At 72.5% G+C, this 18,622-nt stretch carries 18 protein-coding genes and 1 pseudogene; 9 read left to right on the top strand and 10 right to left on the bottom strand.

Annotation, left to right across the window (positions count from 1 at the left end; all coding sequences use genetic code 11):
- Nucleotides 1-25: 25 nt before the first annotated feature.
- From JT723_RS23860 to JT723_RS23870, 3 genes are all read right to left on the bottom strand, one after another.
- Complete coding sequence (locus tag JT723_RS23860) at nucleotides 26-538, bottom strand: toxin-antitoxin system HicB family antitoxin (protein WP_205046825.1); 513 nt, start codon at nucleotides 536-538, stop codon at nucleotides 26-28.
- 201 nt (nucleotides 539-739) lie between these two features.
- Entirely contained in the window at nucleotides 740-1,567 is an 828-nt protein-coding gene (locus tag JT723_RS23865) for a tetratricopeptide repeat-containing protein (RefSeq protein ID WP_205046826.1), read from the bottom strand.
- Nucleotides 1,568-1,623: 56 nt separating this feature from the next.
- A complete protein-coding gene (locus tag JT723_RS23870) occupies nucleotides 1,624-2,112 on the bottom strand; it encodes a hypothetical protein (protein ID WP_205046897.1) in 489 nt (162 codons plus the stop codon).
- A gap of 494 nt (nucleotides 2,113-2,606) precedes the next feature.
- On the opposite strand from JT723_RS23870, the gene JT723_RS23875 reads away from it, so the two are divergent.
- Nucleotides 2,607-3,434: a hypothetical protein gene (locus JT723_RS23875; protein WP_205046827.1), complete on the top strand. Its 828-nt coding sequence runs from the start codon at nucleotides 2,607-2,609 to the stop codon at nucleotides 3,432-3,434.
- Nucleotides 3,435-3,479: 45 nt separating this feature from the next.
- Here JT723_RS23875 and JT723_RS23880 read toward each other — a convergent pair whose 3' ends face one another.
- Together JT723_RS23880 and JT723_RS23885 are read right to left on the bottom strand one after the other, a co-directional pair.
- Nucleotides 3,480-4,142 carry an adenylate kinase family protein gene (locus JT723_RS23880; protein WP_205046828.1) on the bottom strand — a complete coding sequence of 221 codons (663 nt, stop codon included), beginning with the start codon at nucleotides 4,140-4,142 and terminating at the stop codon, nucleotides 3,480-3,482.
- A gap of 193 nt (nucleotides 4,143-4,335) precedes the next feature.
- Nucleotides 4,336-5,778 carry a CocE/NonD family hydrolase gene (locus JT723_RS23885; protein WP_205046829.1) on the bottom strand — a complete coding sequence of 481 codons (1,443 nt, stop codon included), beginning with the start codon at nucleotides 5,776-5,778 and terminating at the stop codon, nucleotides 4,336-4,338.
- 178 nt (nucleotides 5,779-5,956) lie between these two features.
- Between JT723_RS23885 and JT723_RS36490 the strand changes: the two are divergent.
- Nucleotides 5,957-6,832, top strand: a pseudogene (locus JT723_RS36490) (ketopantoate reductase family protein); the annotation flags it as partial.
- A gap of 30 nt (nucleotides 6,833-6,862) precedes the next feature.
- Nucleotides 6,863-7,789, top strand: a complete 927-nt coding sequence (locus JT723_RS36495; protein WP_372441375.1) for a VOC family protein — start codon at nucleotides 6,863-6,865, stop codon at nucleotides 7,787-7,789.
- A 27-nt stretch (nucleotides 7,790-7,816) separates the two neighbouring features.
- Here the strand turns inward: JT723_RS36495 and JT723_RS23900 are convergent, their stop codons facing one another.
- From JT723_RS23900 to JT723_RS23910, 3 genes are all read right to left on the bottom strand, one after another.
- A complete protein-coding gene (locus JT723_RS23900; protein WP_205046830.1) occupies nucleotides 7,817-8,512 on the bottom strand; it encodes a response regulator in 696 nt (231 codons plus the stop codon).
- Complete coding sequence (locus tag JT723_RS23905; RefSeq protein WP_251512596.1) at nucleotides 8,509-9,636, bottom strand: sensor histidine kinase; 1,128 nt, start codon at nucleotides 9,634-9,636, stop codon at nucleotides 8,509-8,511. The genes JT723_RS23900 and JT723_RS23905 overlap by 4 nt, the downstream gene beginning before the upstream one ends.
- 230 nt (nucleotides 9,637-9,866) lie before the next feature.
- Nucleotides 9,867-10,409 (bottom strand): hypothetical protein, encoded by a 543-nt coding sequence (locus JT723_RS23910; protein ID WP_205046832.1) that lies wholly within the window; start codon nucleotides 10,407-10,409, stop codon nucleotides 9,867-9,869.
- A 267-nt stretch (nucleotides 10,410-10,676) separates the two neighbouring features.
- On the opposite strand from JT723_RS23910, the gene JT723_RS23915 reads away from it, so the two are divergent.
- Nucleotides 10,677-11,300 (top strand): RNA polymerase sigma factor, encoded by a 624-nt coding sequence (locus JT723_RS23915; protein ID WP_205046833.1) that lies wholly within the window; start codon nucleotides 10,677-10,679, stop codon nucleotides 11,298-11,300.
- On the top strand, nucleotides 11,293-12,429 hold the full coding sequence (locus JT723_RS35415; RefSeq protein WP_251512598.1) for a CU044_5270 family protein: 1,137 nt from the start codon (nucleotides 11,293-11,295) through the stop codon (nucleotides 12,427-12,429). The genes JT723_RS23915 and JT723_RS35415 overlap by 8 nt, the downstream gene beginning before the upstream one ends.
- Before the next feature lie 57 nt (nucleotides 12,430-12,486).
- On the opposite strand, the gene JT723_RS23925 is transcribed toward JT723_RS35415, so the two are convergent.
- Nucleotides 12,487-12,948, bottom strand: a complete 462-nt coding sequence (locus JT723_RS23925) for a nuclear transport factor 2 family protein (protein ID WP_205046834.1) — start codon at nucleotides 12,946-12,948, stop codon at nucleotides 12,487-12,489.
- On the opposite strand from JT723_RS23925, the gene JT723_RS23930 reads away from it, so the two are divergent.
- Nucleotides 12,933-13,622 carry a sensor histidine kinase gene (locus JT723_RS23930; RefSeq protein WP_240166088.1) on the top strand — a complete coding sequence of 230 codons (690 nt, stop codon included), beginning with the start codon at nucleotides 12,933-12,935 and terminating at the stop codon, nucleotides 13,620-13,622. The genes JT723_RS23925 and JT723_RS23930 overlap by 16 nt on opposite strands.
- 12 nt (nucleotides 13,623-13,634) lie before the next feature.
- Complete coding sequence (locus JT723_RS23935; RefSeq protein WP_205046835.1) at nucleotides 13,635-14,291, top strand: response regulator transcription factor; 657 nt, start codon at nucleotides 13,635-13,637, stop codon at nucleotides 14,289-14,291.
- 469 nt (nucleotides 14,292-14,760) lie between these two features.
- Here JT723_RS23935 and JT723_RS23940 read toward each other — a convergent pair whose 3' ends face one another.
- Nucleotides 14,761-15,312, bottom strand: coding sequence for a Uma2 family endonuclease (locus JT723_RS23940; RefSeq protein ID WP_240166089.1), 552 nt, complete (start codon nucleotides 15,310-15,312; stop codon nucleotides 14,761-14,763).
- A gap of 812 nt (nucleotides 15,313-16,124) precedes the next feature.
- Between JT723_RS23940 and JT723_RS23945 the strand changes: the two genes are divergently transcribed.
- Both JT723_RS23945 and JT723_RS23950 read left to right on the top strand, forming a co-directional pair.
- Entirely contained in the window at nucleotides 16,125-17,171 is a 1,047-nt protein-coding gene (locus JT723_RS23945) for a fatty acid desaturase family protein (protein ID WP_251512600.1), read from the top strand.
- A gap of 163 nt (nucleotides 17,172-17,334) precedes the next feature.
- A complete protein-coding gene (locus JT723_RS23950; protein ID WP_205046837.1) occupies nucleotides 17,335-18,591 on the top strand; it encodes a PP2C family protein-serine/threonine phosphatase in 1,257 nt (418 codons plus the stop codon).
- Nucleotides 18,592-18,622: the final 31 nt, after the last annotated feature.

Consider the following 18,622-nt stretch of genomic DNA (forward strand, 5'->3'; position numbering starts at 1 on the left):
GTGCTCTGTGCGGCCGGGTGCGCGGTCAGCGCACCCAGCCGGTGAAGTTCTGTCCGAAGGTCTGGGTCTTCTCCGGGGTGCGCGCCCGGCCGCCGCCCTCGACCGCGGCCGACACGGCCCGCACCAGCCAGGAGTTGACCGACAGCCCCTCGCGGGCTGCGGCCTCCTCGGCGCGGGCCTTGAGGTGCGCCGGCAGCCGCAGGTTGACGCGGGCGGTGCCGCCCTCGTCGGCGTCGAGCGGCGCCCTGGGCGCCTCGGCCGGCTCCGGCTGCGGTGCGGTGGCACCGCCCTGGGCGGGCGGCAGCGCGACCACGAAGTCGGGGTCGAGCCCGCGCAGCCGTACGTCGACCGAGCCGGGGGCGAGTTCGCGGGTGATCTCGTCCGCGGCGGCGGAGAGCACGTTGAGCATGATCAGCCGGGTCGCCGACTCCAGGGGCGCGGTGAGCTTCTCGGCCAGCTCGCGGGCTTCGTCGCCGCCGGCTTCCGCCGCCACCGCGAGTTCGCGGCGGAGGGTGTCGACATACGGTGTGAGGTCCATGACGCCATCATGGCACCACAGTGGTGCCATGTGCAAGCCCGTATGGCACCGAGTGGGGCCACTCGTTGACACCACCCCGTCTGACCTGCGAAAACAACCTGGAGCCACGGTGGATTTTCATGGCACCACGCAGGTCCGGGCGGCCCCTGGGGGTCGTGGTGGCACCACGTGGCGCCATGGTGGTGCCACGTGGTGCCGCCCTCATGAGGCCCTGCCGGGCTCCCCGCGCCACTTCTTCATCTGCTCCCGGGTCCACCGGGTGCCGCGGTGGTCCGCACCGAGCAGCCGCACCATGTCGCCGAGCAGGCTCTGGTACGCCGCCAGCGCGCCGGCGACATCACCCGCCTCCGCCCGCATGTCCGCCAGGGTCAGCCGGGTGACCAGCGTGACCGCGTCGTCGGCACCACGGTGCCGCGCCCGCTCCCGCAGCAGCGTCTCGTACGCCTCCACGGCGCCGACCTCGTCCCCCTGCCGCCACCGCACCTGGGCCAGCCGCCCGTGAACCGCGGTGTCGGGCCGCTCCCGGTAGGTCACCTCGTCCCTGACCGGCCCCTCCAGGTCGTCCATCCTCGGCAGCGGCGGCGCCACCCAGGCCGTACGCCCGCGCCAGTGCGCCAGGTTGCGCCGCACCCACGCGACACGCGGGTGGTCCGCGCCCAGGACCCGCAGCATGTCGCCGAGCAGCCGCTCGTACTCCCGTGCCGCGCCGGCCACGTCCCCCGCCTCCGCCCGCACCGCGGCCAGGCACAGCCGGGTGTCCAGGACGAGCGGGTGGTCCGCCCCCCACGCGGCCGCCCGCACGGCGACCAGCTGCTCGTAGGGCTCGACCGCGTCCGCGGCCTTCCAGTTCCGCCGCCGCCACACCGCGGTCAGCCGCAGCTCCCGGGTGGCGTTGTCCTGCTCCTCCGCACGCCAGGCCCGGTCCCGCTCGGTCATCACCCGCTCCGGGTGCCGTTTCAGCTCGTGCCCGATGTCCCGGCTGTCGGCGAGCACCGCCAGCCCCATCGCCACCCACCGCGTCCACCGCATGGGCACCCCCGTTCCCTCGGCTGCATTCTCCGACCGGGCGGCGCCCCCGTGAACCCCTAGTCGCCGCGCGCGGCACCCTCCGGCCAGACCACGTCAACGGGTACGCCCGCCGCGCGGGCCTCCAGCACGACATCGGCGGTCCCGCCGCCCCTGCCCCCGGGCGGCTCCCCGTCCCACACCGCGACCAGCCGCTCGGCCCGCTCCAGCAGCACGCGGTTCGCCGCCTCGTACGCCGCCCGCCCCGCGGTCTCGTACCCGCACACCACCACCTCGGCGGCCACGTCCACGAGCCGGTCGAACACCGCCCGCTGCCCCGGCGCGACCTTCGCCTCCCGGTAGTCCCGCGACGGAATGACGGCCACCAGCCCGCCGCCCGCGGCGACCACCTCCTCCGCGAACAGGCAGTCCGCCCCCGCGGCCAGACACGAAACCCCCACGAGCCCCGGCCCGCGATGCGCCCCCAGCAACGCCCGCAACGCATCCCGCACCAACGGCACGGACCCCGCGGTGAGATTGACGTGCCCCGTCACACCGATAACCCCCACCCCGCCCACCCCCTCTGTCGCCGCGACGCTACCAGCGCTCAGGCGTAGGGCAGCAGCGCCGCGGTGTCCAGGTCGAAGCCGAAGGTTGTCCGTGGTCTCCAGGACCTCGGCCGGCAGATACGTCAGGTCGGGGTTGCGGCTCTTCCCCACACCCGGGGAGACGAGGTCCGTGTTCTCGCTCGGCACCAGCTCACTCGGGCTGTGCACGTCGAACTGCCGCCTGACCACCAGAAGGTTGCGCTGATGGATACCGGAGGGGCCGACCGTCATGACGATGGTGTCGCCGGAGAGCTCGACCTTGAACCCGTCGGGCAGACTCCTGCGGGCCTCTTCGAGGAGAGCGAAGTGCTGCGGGTCCATCCTGCTGTGCCTCCCGATAGCAGGCCGACCGGCCTCCCAGCCTAACAAAGTCCTGCCCCAGGCAGGCCCCGGCACAGGGGGTTCACAGAGGATTCCTATGCTTCTCGTACCGACGAGAAGGGTTCACCCGAACGATGAAGCGCACCGTACTGGCGACCGCACTGATGTGCACGACCGCGGCCGTCGTACTGACCGGCTGCGGTGGCAAGAAGGACGCCGCGAGCAGCCCCGCCGCCTCCGCTCCCGCGGGCGCGGCGACCGCCACCACCGCCACCACCGCCACCACCACCACCGCCGCCAAGGCCGCGGCGGGGGCAGGGCCGTTGGACGGGCTCACCGCACAGCAGATATCCGACAAGACCGTCGCCGACATGAACGCGCTGACGTCCGTCCATGTCGTGGGGCAGGAGATGGACGGGGACACGCCGGCCCATCTGGACGTCACCGTCGCGACGTCCGGGAAGTGCCTGGCCACCGTCGGGGAGGGCGGCGGCGACATGAAGGTCATCAGCACCACCGAGTACACGTACATGAAGGGCGACTCGACCTTCTGGAAGGCCCAGGGCAAGGACGGTGTGGCCCTCGGGACCGCGCTGCACGGGCGCTGGCTGAAGAAGCCGGGGAAGGCGGCGTCCGACCCGGACCTCAAGGAGTTCTGCGACCTCAAGACGTTCATGGCCGGCTTCACCGCCGACAACGGCGCCCCGCTCACCAAGGGCGCCGCGGTCGAGCTCGGCGGCCAGCGGGTCATCCCGCTGACCCAGCACGACAGCGACGGCGACCTCGTCGTCTACGTCGCCGACACCGCCAAGCCGTACGCCGTGAAGTTCGACGAGCCGGGCAAGGACGGAGCCGGCACCGACGGCAGCGGCACCATCACCTTCAGCGGCTTCGACAAGCCGCTCCACGTCTACGCCCCGCCCCCGTCCCAGACCGTCACCGAGGACGCCCTCACCGTCTGAGCCGCAACCGCCGCCCCCGCCCCGCCCGGAGCGGGGGCACGGACCTCAGGAGGCCCGTCCGCCGAGTGCCGCGACGGCTCGGGCGGCCACCTCGTCGGGGGTGCCGACGGCCTCGACCGCGGTGAGGAGGCTGCGGTCGGCGTAGTGCCGGGCGACGGGTTCCACGATCGCCTCGTGGGTCCGGTACCGGCTGCGGATGACGTCCTCGTCGTCGTCCTTGCGCTGGTACAGCTCGCCGCCGCAGACGGTGCAGTGGCGGCCGGCCGCCAGGGGGTCCGCCGGGGGCTCGTAGCGGTGGGTCAGGTCGTTGCGGCAGAGGCGGCGGGCCGCCTGCTGGCGGATACGGCGTTCGACTTCGTCCTCGGGAAGGCGCAGGTACAGCACGCCGTCGAGCGGCGCACCGCATTCGTGCAGCAGGTCGTCGAGCGCACGCGCCTGGGTGGTGCTGCGCGGGTGGCCGCCGAGCAGAAATGCGGCGGGGGCCGTGCTGTCGAACGTGTCACGCAGGATCGCGGTGGCGATCTCGTCGGGGAACGGCTCGCCGGAGTTCATGACGGCGGCGGCCCGCGCACCCAGTCCGGTACGTCGGACGAGGTGGGAGCGCATGAGGTCGCCGAACCTGATGTGCGGCGCCGCAAGAGCCTGTGCCAGCGCGGCGGCATCCGCTTTCTGCTCGTATATCGATTGCTGCAACAGGACGATACGCACAGCCGGTCCTCCCTGATGTTCCCCTGCCCCCCGAATCCGGCCGAGGTTACCGGGCGCCCCGGAAGCACTTTCGGGCGCCTTTCACCTCCGGAAGCGCGCATTCCCAACTCCCCTTTTCCGTAAGGGAATTGAGCAACCGGGAGGTCGGCGCTCTTCCTCGGCGACATAAAACTCCTGGATCGGCCCTCACCGCTCAGGCGGGCAGCTCCAGGTACGAGCCGGCGGACAGGCGGATCTGGCCGGTGGCTGCGTGGTTGGTGCGGTAGCGGCGGTGGGGGGCGCGGATGCGGACGGCGAAACGGGCGGTGGGGGGCGGGGTGCGGGAGAGGAAGGGGAAGGTCAGCTCGACGGGGCGGGTGAGGTCGGCGCCGTGGGAGCGCAGGACCGCCTCGCCCAGGAGAGTGGCGTCCTCGCCCTCGTCCAGCAGGTACAGGCTCACGAGCAGGTCGAAGTCCTGGAGTTGTGAGGACAGGGCGAGGTGGGCGCGGGGGCGGCCGGAGACGGGGTGGGCCGGGGCGGTGGCGACGAAGGCGGAGTCGGGCAGGTCCTCGCGGAAGCCGTCGGGTTCGTCGCCGACCAGGGCGGGGTCGAGGTCCAGCACGGTGTCGGGCAGGGGCAGTCGGCGCGGTGAGCCCTGCGGCAGCGCGGACGCGTACCGCCAGCCTTCGCCGACGTGGTAGTACGCCACCCGGTCGGCGAGGAAGCCGGGGGCCGGTCCCCGGCCGAGCACCGCGTCGTACCAGTCGGCGTGCAGGGCACGCAGGTCGACGGCGCTGTCGGCGGGGAAGTCCAGGCCGCCGAAGGAGGTCGCGGCCGTGCGGGTGGCCGCGTGGTCCCAGGGGCCGACGACGAGGTGGGTGGCGCCGTGCCGCCCGTGGTAGGTCAGCGCCCCGAGCTGGTCGTCGTCGTACTGCCCGGTGATGGCCAGCACCGGGACGGTGACCGGCTCGGACGGCACGAAGGAGGCCCAGTAGTCGTCGTAGGCGGGGTGGTCCAGCCACTCCTGGAAGTCCGGCAGCCGCTCCCCCACCGAGGCGACGTCGAGGTCGCGGAAGGGGCGGTCGCCGAGGTCGCGGTGCACGCCGTCCCAGTACGCGCTGTCGCTCCACGGCCCGGTGTTCATCCGCCGCCCCCGGTTGAACGCCAGCCACTGCACGGCGTACGCGAGGGGCAGGCCGGCCTCCATGGGGAAGTCGACGCCCGGGCAGACCGACGCCACGGGCGCGAGCGCGCGCAGCGCGGGGGGCCGGGTGCCGGCCAGCGCCCACTGGACGAAGCCGCTGTACGAACCGCCGTACGTGACGACCTCGCCGCTGCTCCACGCCTGCCCGGCGAGCCACGCCACCGCGTCGTGCCCGTCGGCGGCGTCGTGGTGGAAGGGCCGGAAGACGCCGTCGGAGTCGCCGCGGCCGCGCAGGTCGAGAGTGACGAAGTGGTAGCCGCGCCCGGCGAAGAACAGCCCGTCGGGGTGGTAGCGGTCCGCCCCGTACGGCGTCAGGACCAGGACGACAGGCGCGGGGCCTGCTCCGGGACCTGCTCCCGGGCCCGATCCGGGGCCTGCGCCCGTGTCCGCGGGTGCGTAGTGGAGTCCGCGCAGGACCGTCCCGTCCCTGGTCGGCACATCGATGAACCTCATGGGTCCTCCAGCGACCGGCAGTTGCCGGCTATTCCGCCTGCCGGCTGTTCCCCCCGGGGCGCCCGCTCGGCGTACGGGCGTCCGCCGTACGGTGAACGGCGGACGGATTCCGACGACGTCAGATGACTGGAGCGGCCACCGGGCCGCACGGTACACAGAACGGAACAGGAGCACACGCATGACGACCACTCCCCTCACCGTGGCCATCCTCGGACCCGGAGGTGTCGGCGGCCTGATCGGGGCGGTGCTGGCCCGCGCCGGGCACCGGGTGATCTGCCTGGCCGGCGCCGAGACCGCCGGCGTACTGCGGCGCGACGGTCTGCACGTCGAGAGCGGGCGGTTCGGCGACTTCACGGTGCCGGTCGAGGCGGACACCGAGCTGCGCGAGCGCGCCGACGCCGTCTTCGTCACCGTCAAGGAGACCTCGCTGTCCGCCGCGCTCGACCGGGTGCCACCGCAGGTCCTGGGCGGCGGGGTCGTGGTGCCGCTGCTCAACGGCGTCCAGCACATGGAGTTGCTGCGCCGCCGCTACCCGGCCGGCGGGCAGGTCGTGGCCGGCACCATCAAGGTCGAGGCGACCCGCGTCGCCCCCGGCCGCATCACCCACACCAGCCCCTTCGCCGCCCTCGAACTCGCCGCACCCCCGCAGGCCCTGGAGACCGCCCTGCGCGAGGCCGGCTTCGGGGTGGCCGCGCGCGACGACGAGACGGCGATGCTCTGGGACAAGCTGAGCTTCCTCGCCCCGCTCGCCCTGCTGACCACGCGGCACCGCGCCACGATCGGCGACGTACGGGAGAAGTGGGGCGACGAACTGCGCGCCGTCGTGGGCGAGGTCGCCGCGGTGGCCCGCGCGGCGGGTGCGCCGGTCGGTACGGAGAAGGTGCTGGCCGCCCTGGACGCCGCACCCGCGGCGATGCGGTCCTCGATGCAGCGCGACGCGGAGGCGGGGCGGGCGATCGAACTCGACGCCATCGGCGGCGCCGTGCTGCGTACCGCACGCGCCCACGGGGTCGACGTCCCGGTCACCACCCGGGTCGTCGGTGAGCTGGCGGCCGACGCCTCCTGGGCGGACGCCGAGTCCTTCCTGCGCGACCGGGGCGCCGACCGCCTGCCGCACCCCGGCGGAACCCTGCTCGCGCACCTGGTCCGGGTCCGGCGGACGCTGGCCGCGTGGGGCGCGGACCGCGACGTGCAGGCCGCGGGCCTGTGCCATGCCGCGTACGGCACCGACGGCTTCGACCAGACACTGGTCGGGCTCGACGAGCGTGCCGCCCTGGCCGATCTGATCGGCGAACGGGCCGAGGCGTACGTCCACCTCTACGGCAGCTGCGACCGTTCCGCGGTCCACCCGCGGCTCGGCCTCGACCCGGCCCCCGCCTTCCGCGACCGCTTCACCGGCGCCGAGCACACGCCCGACGGCGCCGCCCTCCGAGCCTTCGCCGAGATCAGCGCCGCCAACGAACTCGACCTGGTCGAGCACAACCCCGACCTCGCCGCCCGCTACGGCCCCGCGCTCGCCGGGCTGTTCACCCGCGCGGAAGGCCTGCTGTCCGCCCCCGCCCGGGACGCCTGCGCGCGGCTGCTCGCCCCGTACCGCCCCGCCGCCGACGCCTCACCCGGGCTGCGGATCGGACACCTCGACCACCTCGTCCTCACCGTCGCGGACCTCGACCGCACCATCGCCTTCTACGAAAGGGTCCTCGGCATGGAAGCGGTGGCCTTCGGCGAGGGCCGCCGCGCCCTGGCCTTCGGCTCCAGCAAGATCAACCTCCACCAGGCCGGCCGCGAACTCCTCCCGCACGCGGCCCGGCCGACCCCCGGCAGCGCCGACCTGTGCCTGGTCACCCCGCACTCCCAGGACCGGGTCCTCGCCCACCTCGCCGCCTGCGGTGTCCCCGCCGAGGCCGGCCCCGTCCCCCGCACCGGCGCCCTCGGCCCCTTCACCAGCACCTACTTCCGCGACCCGGACGGCAACCTGATCGAGGTCAGCACCTACCCGCCGGGCGACTGAGGCGGGACTTCGCGGACACGCCCTACGTCAGGCCAGGCCCGCGGAGAAGGCGCGGCGGACGGCGTCGGCGCGGTCGCGTATGCCCGCCTTGGCGAAGAGGTTGTTGATGTGGGACTTGACCGTGGCCTCGCTGATGAAGAGCTTCTCGGCGATCGCCCGGTTCGGCAGACCCTGGCCGATGAGGGTGAGCACCTCGCGCTCGCGGGGCGTGACGTCGGCGGGCAGCGGCTCGGCGGTCTCGCGCGGGCGGGTGCGAACGGTGGCCATCAGCCGGTCCTGGACCTCCCGGTCGAGGACCGACTGCCCCGCCGCTGCCGCCCGTATCGCCCGGACGATGTCCTGCCGCCCCGCGTTCTTCGTCAGGTAGCCGCGGGCGCCGGCGTTCAGCGCGGCCAGGATCGAGTCGTCGTCGGCGAAGGTGGTCAGCACGACCACGGCGGTGGCCGGGTGCTCCTCGCCCAGCCGGCGGGTCGCCTCGATGCCGTCCATGACCGGCATGCGCAGGTCCATCAGAACGACGTCGACAGCCGGTGCGGACGCGACGGCGGCCAGCACTTGCGTGCCGTCCGCGGCGGCGGCGACGACCTCGATGTCCTCGGACATCGCCAGCACCGCGGCCAGCGGTTCGCGCACCGCCGCCTGGTCGTCGGCGACGACCACCTTGAGGCGCCGCGGGCTGTCGGCGGGCGTCCCGCCCTGCGGGTTCTCGGTCGGTTCGCTCATCCCGGGATCACTGCCTCCACCTGCCAGCCGCCGCGGCCGGGTCCCTCGGTGACCGGCCCCGCCGTGATGGTGCCGCCCAGCAGAGCGACGCGTTCGCGCATTCCTATCAGCCCCATTCCGCTGCCCACCCCCGCGGCCCCGGCCCGGGTGCCGGGGCCGTTGCGGACGCTGAGCGTGGTGGAGTCCGGGGTGAAGGCCAGCTTCACCTCCGCGGTGCCGCCCGGCGCGTGCCGGGCCGCGTTGGTCAGCGACTCCTGGGCTATCCGCAGCAGGTTCTGCGTGGTCTGCGCGGGCAGGTCGCGGACGCTTCCCGTGACGGTGAGGGCGTGGCGCAGGCCCGAGGACTCCGTCATCGCGGTCAGGCTCTCCACCAGCGGGAAGGAGTCGGCGCGCAGCGCGTGCACTGTCCACTGCGCCTGTTTGAGGCTGTCCTTGACCATGCTGTGCGCCTTGTCGTTCGCCTCGCGGACCTTCTCCAGGTCGCCGGTGTCGATCAGGGCGTCGGCCAGCTCCAGTTGCATGTTGATCCCCGCCAGGGAGTGGGCGAGCACGTCGTGGACGTCCCGCGCGATGCGGCTGCGTTCGGTGAGGACGGCGGCCTGGGCTTCGGCCCGCGCGGCGCGCTCCGCCGACTCGGCGGACTGGATCATCGCCTGGACGGCGCGCTGCCTGCTGCGGCTGAGTATCCCGGCCACCACGGGTATGCCCGTGGTCACGCCGACCGTCCATGACAGCTGCTCGTGGCCGGGGCCGAGCCGCCAGTACAGCACTCCCCCGCACAGCGCGCTGGACAGGGCCGCGAGCGCGAGGGCCGGCTTGAGCGGGAGCCGGAACCCGATGTGGCCGACGAGGAAGTACGCGAAGAGGTAGCCGGCGCCGTTGCGGCCGGTGCCGATCAGGGCGGCGGCGGCCACCACCCCGCAGCCCAGCCAGATCAGCGCGATACGGGGCGGGACCCTGGCCACGGGCAGGTGCCTGGCCATCAGAGCGACGGACGTGGCGGCGAGCAGGGCGGCCACCGCCAGGCCCCGGCCGCCGGGGCCGAGCGGCCGCTCGGTCGCCCAGGCGAGGACGACGACGCCCAGGGTGACGACCCACTGGGCACGGGGGTCGTGGCCGGGCACCGCCCGAGGTCCGGATTCCCCGCCGGGCGTGGCGGCGGACGTACCCCCGGAGGCGGCCCCTGAGGCGCCCCCTGGGGCGGCGGACGTACCCCCTCGGGTGGGCTCGGGGGCGGCGGGGGCGCTCTCGGATGCGGACACGGCGCGACCATAGCCCACGGTCAGAAGGCGGCCCCCGGCCAGCGGGCTGCCCGCCGCCGTAAGGATGCCCGCGGCCCGCCGGCTGCCCATGGTCAGGCGGCCCGGTCGAGGAGCGGCGCGGGGCGCGCACCCGCGGGCTGCTGCTGCCCGCGGACGGCCAGCCGGCTCCGTACGAAGATCGTGCCCAGCCGGGTGACCACCTCGGTGAGCGCCATCAGCACGAACGCGGCGACCCACGCCTGCCCTGTGGTGATGTCGTGGTCGGCGCTGAAGCGGGCCACGTTGTCGGCGCCGCCGTGGTCGACCCACACCTGGAAGCCCATCCGGGCGCCCATGCCGAGCACCCACAGGACCGCGGAGACCGCCCCCGCCTTGATCAGCAGGTGCCCGCCGGATTCCCGGATGCGGGTGTAGACGCCGCCGGCGATCCCCAGCGCCGCACCGGCTGCGACCAGCGCGCCGATCAGCACCAGGTCGTTGCCCGCGGTGGGCACGGTGTGGAGGTAGTGCGAGCCCACGAAGGCCACGATCCCCAGCGGGATCAGGTAGGACCTGAGGTCCAGCCGGCCTTCCCGCAGCTGCCGGAAGACGACGAGGACGAGGGCGATGTCGGTGATCCAGTCGGTCGTGTTCATACCCTCAAGGATGCTGACGCCCCCTCTCCGACGCCTGGACCCACGGGTGGAACTTCGGGTGGAGACGCGGGTGGACGCGCAGGTGGACGTACGGGTGGAGACGCCTGTGGACACCAGTGAAGACCCCGGTGGAGACGCCGGTGGAGGCCCGGATGGAACCCGATCCCGGCCGCCGGCGAATGACAGGTGAACCACCCGAACAAGCCACCCGAACAAGCCCAAGCCTTCAAGGCGTTCGCATGAACGAAACCAACGAGAGGAGCCCCGATGGCCGTCCGTTCCCCGGGCGTCCGCACCCGCGCGGAGGATCGCGAGGACAGCGACGCCCGTGTGATCGCTCGGTCCCGGGACGAGCCCGAGCAGTTCGCCGCGCTCTTCGACCGGTACGCCGACGCCGTGCACCGCTACGTGGCCCGGCGGATCGGTCCCGATGCGGCGGAGGATCTGATGGCGGAGACCTTCACGACCGCCTTCCAGCGACGCCGTACCTACGACCTCACGCGTGCCGACGCCCGCCCGTGGCTGTTCGGTATCGCGACCAACCTCATGGGCCGGCACCGCAGGGCCGAAGCACGCCGTTTCAAGGCGCTCGCGAAGGTCCCGGAGCCCGTCCAGCACGAGGAACCGGTCGCGGACCGCGCGGTCGCCAGGGCCGGCGCCACCGGGGTGCGCCGGGAGCTGGCCGCGGCGCTGGCCAAGCTGTCCGCCCGGCACCGGGACGTGGTCCTGCTGGTGGCCTGGGGCGACCTCGACTACGAGGAAGTCGCCCAGGCGCTCGGCGTGCCGGTCGGCACCGTCAGGTCCCGGCTGAACCGGGCTCGCAGCAAGTTGCGCGAAGAACTGGGCGGGTCCGATCCGACAGCTTTCCGAGAGGCAGACGCCCGTGCGTGACACCGAGGAATTCCGAGCACTGAGGGAGTACGACGCGGGGGCTCCCCCGCTGGACGCCGCCACCCGCCGGCGGGTGTGGGTGCGGCTGTCCGCGGCCATGAACGCGGAGGCGGCGCAGGCCGCCGGTAAGCCGCCCGCCCCGTTCGTACGCCGCCGTCCGGTCCTGCGCATCGCCCTGACCGCCACCGTCGCGGCAGCCGTCGCCGGCGGCGTCCTGGTCGCCGGGCAAGGCAACGGCAGCAGCGGCGGGACGGCGGCACCGCCGGCAGGCAGGTCACCGGTCATGCGGAACGTCAGCGCGCAGACCGTACTCGACGGCGCGGCCGCGTACGCCCGGCAGCACGAAAAGACACCCGCCCCGAGGGACGACCAGTTCGTCTACACCAAGGAGGTCATCAAGGCGACCGACCGGGCGACCGGTGCCACCACGACCTACACCGACGAGGACTGGAGGTCGGTGGACGGGTCGCAGCGCTCCTGGATCACGGAGTACGGCAAGGGCTGGTGGTCGGAGCCGCTGAAGCCGGGCGAGACCGAGTGGCCGCCGCAGGACTGGGAGTCGCTGAAGAAGCTCCCGACGAACCCCGAGCAGCTGATCCGCTACCTCGTCCCCGGCGCGGGCACCGCCACCTCCGCGGCGACCCCCGCACCGCACCCCTCACAGACGCCCACGCCCACGGCCACGGCCACACCCACACCCACGGCGACACCCACACCCACGGGCACGCCGACGCGCGCCGCCGAGCACACCTCGCTCAGCGGGATCACCGACCAGCAGTGGTCGATGCTCCACTTCCAGCTCGCCGGCCTGCTCAAGCTCGTCCCGGTGATGCCCGACGGCCTACGCCCGGCGGCGTACGAAGCGCTCGCCATGATCCCGGGCGTGAAGGCGGTCCCCGACCAGCAGGACGCCGAGGGCCGTACCGGCGTGGCCATCACCTACGACGACCCCACCCGCCCGCCCGCGGACCCGGCCTACGGCTCCTCCTTCGTCTTCGACCCTAAGACCTACGAATACCTCGGCTTCCGCGACCACCGCACGGCAGACGACGCCAAGCACACCGAGTTCACCGACTTCTCCTACCTGTCCACGTGGTCCGTCGTCGACCACCCGAAACAGCACCCCTGACCTCCGGGGGGCGGCCAGGACCCGAGGTCCTGGCCGCCCCTTCGGGCCGGGCAGCCGTCACGGCGTGGCGGCGACGGCGCCGCCAGGGCGTATCGGGGTGTTCTGCCCCGCTGCCAGCCACCACCGCCCGTCCCGGCGGACCAGCACGTACATCGCAAGCTCGGAGAACTGCCCGCCCTGATCGGCGTCCAGCGGCCGGGGCCGCCCGTCGGCGTCCAGCACGAGTCGCGCGATGTGGGCGACCACCGCATCCTCGCCCACGGCGAGGACATGCCGTACCTCGTAGCGGACCGCCGGTGCACCGCCCGCCTGCTGGAAGCGGACGTGGATCGGATGCAGCTGCCGGTAGCCGTCGACGAGGGCGCCGTAGGGCGTGCCCCAGACCACGTCGGCGGCGAACTGCCGGTTCAAGACGTCGGCGTCCCGCCGGTCATGACCCGCCTGCAGCCCCGCGGCGAACTCCTCGGCAGCCGCCCGAGCCTCCCCACCCGCCACGCCCACCCATGCCCGCCCGCTCATCGGCCTGCCCCTTCACCGCAGAAGACCCTTCGCGCCAGCACAGCACACCCCGGCCCCGCGCCGCCGAAGGCACGGCCCGCCCTGCGCTGGGGGACGAGCGGCTGCGGCGCCTGGAGCGCGACCTGCACGACGGGGCGCAGGTCAGGCTCGTGGCCCTCGCCATGAGCCTCGACATGGCGCGCGAACAGCTCGACGACGGGGACCGCCAGGAGCTGCGCCGCCTGGTCGAGACGGCACGGGACAACGCAGCCGAGGCGCTGGTCGAGCTGCGCGACCTGTCCCGGGGCCTGCATCCCCCCGCTCTCGACGGCGGTCTTGCCGACGCGTTGACGACGCTCGCGGCCAGGACCGCGCTGCCCGTCGACGTGACGGTTCACGTGCCCGAGCGGCCGACCCCGGCGATCGAGTCCCTCGCCTACTTCTGCGCTGCCGAGTTGCTCACCAACGCGATCAAGCACAGCGGCGCAACCCGCTGCGGCGTCGAACTGGCCGCCGCGGACGGCAGTCTGCGGCTCCGCGTCACCGACACCGGGCGGGGCGGTGCGCGGATCGTTCCCGGCGGCGGGCTCGCGGGCCTCGTGCAGCGGGCGAGGACGGTGGACGGGACGCTGGAGATGACGAGCCCCGCCGGCGGGCCGACGACGGTGCTCGTCCGGTTGCCGCTGCATGCGTGAAAGGCTGCAGCCATGCGTGTAGTGATCGCCGAGGACGCCGCGGTGCTGCGCGAGTTGCTCGCCCAGATGCTCACCATGCGCGGCCACGAGGTCGCCGCATCGGTCGGCGACGCCGACGCGCTGCGGGCCGCCGCCGCCGAACACCGTCCCGACGTCGCGGTCGTCGACATCCGCATGCCGCCGACGCACACCGACGACGGGCTGCGCGCCGCGATCGACATCCGCCGCGAGCACCCGGGGACCGGAGTGCTGCTGTTCTCGCAGTACATCGAGACGAAGTACGCCACCCGACTGCTGGCGCAGGGGTCGGCGGGGGTCGGCTACCTGCTCAAGGAGCGGGTGGCGAACGTCGCCGAGTTCACCGACGCGCTCAGCCGCGTCGCCGCCGGCGGTACCGCCCTCGACCCGGAGGTGGTGACGCAGCTCGCCGGCGCCGGCCGGCGCACCGAGGACCTGGCCACGCTGACCGGCCGGGAGCGGGACGTACTGAGCCTGATGGCGGAGGGGCGCTCCAACGCGTCCATCGCCCAGTGCCTGCACGTGTCCGCGGGCACCGTCGAGAAGCACGTCGCGGCGGTCTTCGCCAAGTTGCGGCTCCCCGCGTCGGAGGACCAGAACCACCGGGTGCTCGCGGTCATCCGCTTCCTGCACCGGGACCCACCCGGATAGCCGGACGCCGATCGCCGCCGGTCACCGCCGGCCCGCGCGAATCCGGGTCCTCCGCCCGGCGGTCAGTGCTTGTCGCGCAGCAGCCTGATGATGACCGCGACCGAGAAGATGATCACGAGCACGGTCATGAAGGTCCGCATGGGGCCGCCTGCAGGCGCCCCGTCGTATGCCAACTCCATCCGATCCTCCCAAGCCCCCGTGCAGCGGCGGAATGCCGCCCTCCCGGCCCGCCTACCCGCGAACAGCAACCTCAGCGGGACGCCCCGGAAGCAAGGAAGGCCCGCGACCCCGGCCCCGCCGCCCGGCCTCGGGAAGAGGTGCCCGGGCCGGGCACCGACAGCTCGGGGCCGAGCGCCGGACCGCAAAGCGCAGCCGGCTGAAAAGGACGCCGCCCTCACACAGTGCGAGGGCGGCGTTCCCAACCCGCCCGTTTCACACCGGGCTCCCGCCCCGTCAGCCGATCACCGCGTCAGCGCACCCAGTCCATCAGCGGCTCGGTGTCCAGGGTGATCCCAACAGGAGCGGGCAGTGCGATCGTCTTCCCGAAGGGCCGCCGGGTGATCATGCTGTAAGTGCCATCGTCAGGCTCGCTGTACACCAGCGTTTCGCACGCGTCCCGGTCGATCAGCAGGTACACCGGGATACCGGTCTCCGCATACGCACGGGGCTTGTCCTCACGGTCCCGCTTGTCGGTGTCGGTGTCGTACGACGTCACCTCGACCACCATCACCACCCGGTCGGCGGTCGCCCACTCCCCATGGCCGGCGAAGCTGCCCTTGGGCGCCAAGGCCCCGTCCGGCTTCGCGTGCCCGCTGCTGCAGGTCTCCACCTTGAGGCCGCGTTCCGGGTAGAGCCAGAGATCCGGGCGCTGCTGCATGCAGTGCTCCATGACCCAGCGGATGATCTCGTCGTGATCCCCGTCCGGTACCGCTTTGACTCCCAGCTTCCCGTGGACGAACTCCAACCGGACGCCCTCGCGCTCCGCAGCGGCAGCGATGCGTTCGAACTCGTCCGCCTGCATCTGCGGCCGATCCTCAGTGACAGTCATCGCGCGCCTCGCTCCTCCACACCCGCTCGTCTAGGGATTCTGCCTCCGGCACGTCGGATCGACGGCGTGGTCGTCGACGCCGGTCCCTTGACGCCGGCCTCCGCGCCGCGCGCCGACGCGATGTGTGCTGAATGTGTGCCGGGCGCCCCGGCCCCGCCGCCCGACGTCAGGCGAAGGCGCCCTGACCAGGCAAGAAAAAGAGCCCCCTGTCGGGTTCGAACCGACGACCTACGCTATACAAGGTCGCGAGCGATCGTGACACGCCATGCCCGAGGGTGCTGCCGAATCTCGTTTCGCCTGATCAGCAGGCACGAACAGGGTTCGCACGTCCTGTCTGATGTCGTCGCGTCCAAAGGCGTCCGCGCTCCCCTTGCGCTCCCTCGGTGCGGTCATGCGGGGCACGGGCAACACAGCGCTTCCAGCATCGGGCCGGCCCAAGGTGCTGCGACGCCGCTGAGGATCGCTGCATCCCCCAGGACCGCACGAGCACCGCTGAACCACTCCGCCCGCGAAGACGCCGGTTGTGACCGACGAACAAACACCAGGACCCAGAATCAGTACTGCCGGCCATGCTGCACCGCCTGTCCGCGGCGACAGGACGCAGCTCCTCACGACTCCGGGAGACCTCACCGGCACTTCGTGACTTTGCGGAGTACGGTTGGCACTCCCGCAACCTTCAAGGGCCGGCGTCCGCTGCCGGCCCCCGCCGTGATCCGCGTTGACGGCTGCGTGGAGTGAGCCCGGGAGCAAAATGCCCCGGTGCCATCCACCGAAAGGTAACGTCCGTGAGAGCTGAGACCCCCGTTCGTCCCGAGCCGGCGACCGGGAGTGACTTCGCCCGGCTGTCGAAGCAGATTGCCGAAAACGGCCTGATGTCCCGTCGGCCCGGCTACTACACGGCCCGGCTGGCCACAGTGGCCGCACTCTACGCGGGCGGGTGGACCGCGTTCGCGGTGCTCGGTGCGAGTTGGTGGTCGCTGGCGGTGGCCGCGTTCCTGGCCGCGGTCTTCGGGCAGGTAGCCCTCGTTGCCCACGACGTCGCCCACCGCCAGGTGTTCCGGCTGCGCAAAGCCAGCGAGGTGTCCGGGCGGATCGCCGGCAACGTAGGCATCGGCATGGGCTACGGATGGTGGCAGGACAAGCACACCCGCCACCACGCCAACCCCAACCACGAGGACCTCGATCCCGACGTCACACCCGACCTGCTGGTGTGGTCCCAGAAGCAGGCGCGTGCCGCCACCGGGCTGCCCCGGGTGATCGGGCGCTCACAGGCCTTCCTGTTCTTCCCACTGCTCCTGCTGGAGGGCTTCAACCTGCACGTCTCCGGCTTGCGGTCGCTGGCCAACCGATCGCTCAAGGCCCGCACTCTGGAGGGCGCCCTGCTGCTCGGGCACTGCGCGATCTACTTGACGGCGCTGTTCCTGGTTCTACCGCCCGGAATGGCCCTGGCATTCCTCGCCGTACACCAGTGCCTGTTCGGCGCGTACCTCGGATCGATCTTCGCCCCCAATCACAAGGGCATGCCCATCCTCACCGGCACCGACCGCCCGGACTTCCTGCGACGCCAGGTGCTCACCTCCCGCAACGTGCGCGGCGGACGGTTCACCGACATCGCCCTCGGCGGCCTGAACTACCAGATCGAGCACCACCTGTTCCCCAGCATGCCCAGCCCCAACCTGCGCCGGGCCCAGCGCATCGTCCGTCGTTACTGCGAGGACCTCGGTGTGACCTACCTGGAGACCGGCCTCGTCACCTCCTACCGGCAGGCGCTGAGCAGCCTCCACCAGGCTGGTGCCCCCCTGCGTCACGCCAAGACCACTGCCACCGCATAGAGCGCCCGCGGACCGCGGCGGTGCGCCGCACTGCGTTGTCCGGCAGGACTTCCTCCGCCCCGATGCAACACGGTGTGGACCGGCCCGGCCCGCACACTGGTGAGCGTCACGCGTGGGACATCGGTGGTCGCAGGACGACGCTTCACCGACCGCAGCAGTTGCGATGGTGTTATGTGGTGCCGTGAACGAACGCGAGCACCCATCAGCCTCGGTCAGTATCGATCGGTCCGAGGGGTTCGGGGAGCGACTGCTGGGGCTTCTGCTGGACCGTGCCCATGAGATGCCGCCTCACCTGATCGCACCGCTTGTCGCGGAGGAGATCGCCAGGATCGGCGGCCGCGAGGTGTCCGTGCTCCTCCAGGACTACGAGCAGCTCATGCTGATGCCGCTGACAGGCAGGGGGCTTGCCGCAGTGCCCGAGCCGGTTGACGGGTCGCCCGCGGGGACGGCATTCCTCCGCGCGCAGACCGTCGAGGTGGTGCGGAGCGGGGAGACCAGGCTGTTCCTGCCGCTGCTGGACGGAAGTGATCAGGTGGGGGTCATGGCGGTCACCCTCGACACGGTGGACGACGACGACAGGCGGCTGCTGCGGAGGCTGGCCGCCCTGGTCGCGGACCTGATCGTGACCAAGGACAGCTACACCGACACCTTCACACTCGCACGGCGCAGCGCCCCGATGAGCGTGGCCGCGGAGATCCAGTGGGCACTGCTCCCCCCACTGCGCATGTCCGTTCCGCAGGTCGAGGTGGTCGGCATCCTGGAGCCGGCCTACGACGTGGCGGGCGACAGCTTCGACTACGCGCTCAACGGAAACCTCCTGCACGTCGCCATGATCGACGCGATGGGCCACGGCCTGGGTGCTGCCGTCATGGCGACCGCCGCCATCGGCGCCTACCGCCACTCGCGCAGGTCCCATGTCGATCTGCCCGGGATCTACACCTACATGGACGAGGTCATCGCCGAGCAGTTCGGGCCGGAGCAGTTCGTCACCGCTCAGATGATGCGGCTGGACACCGCGTCCGGGCACCTGCAGTGGGTCAACGCCGGCCACCCCTGGCCCCTGCTCATCCGGGGCCACGAGGTCCTGGGCGAACTGGAGGGCGAGACGACGCTCCCGGTGGGCTTCGGCGGTCGGCAACCCCTGGTCAGCGAGCGGATCCTGCGTCCTGGGGACAGGGTGTTGTGCTTCACCGACGGCCTCATCGAGGAACACCTGCCGGGAGGCGAGGAGTTCGGCCTCCAGCAGGTCATCGACGTCATCGCCGAGGTCGGAGCCGGGCGTCCGGAGCCCAGGGCGATGGTGCGGGAGCTGTCCCACGCGCTGAAGAGTGCCCGCGGCGGGATCACTACCGACGACGCGACGATCCTCCTCATCGAGTGGCGCGGCGGCACTGCCGACCAACTGGCCGTCATCGGCTGAGGACGGCCCGCAGGCCGGGCGACGCGTCACC

This window comes from Actinacidiphila bryophytorum (assembly GCF_016916835.1).
Taxonomy (GTDB): Bacteria; Actinomycetota; Actinomycetes; order Streptomycetales; family Streptomycetaceae; genus Actinacidiphila; species Actinacidiphila bryophytorum.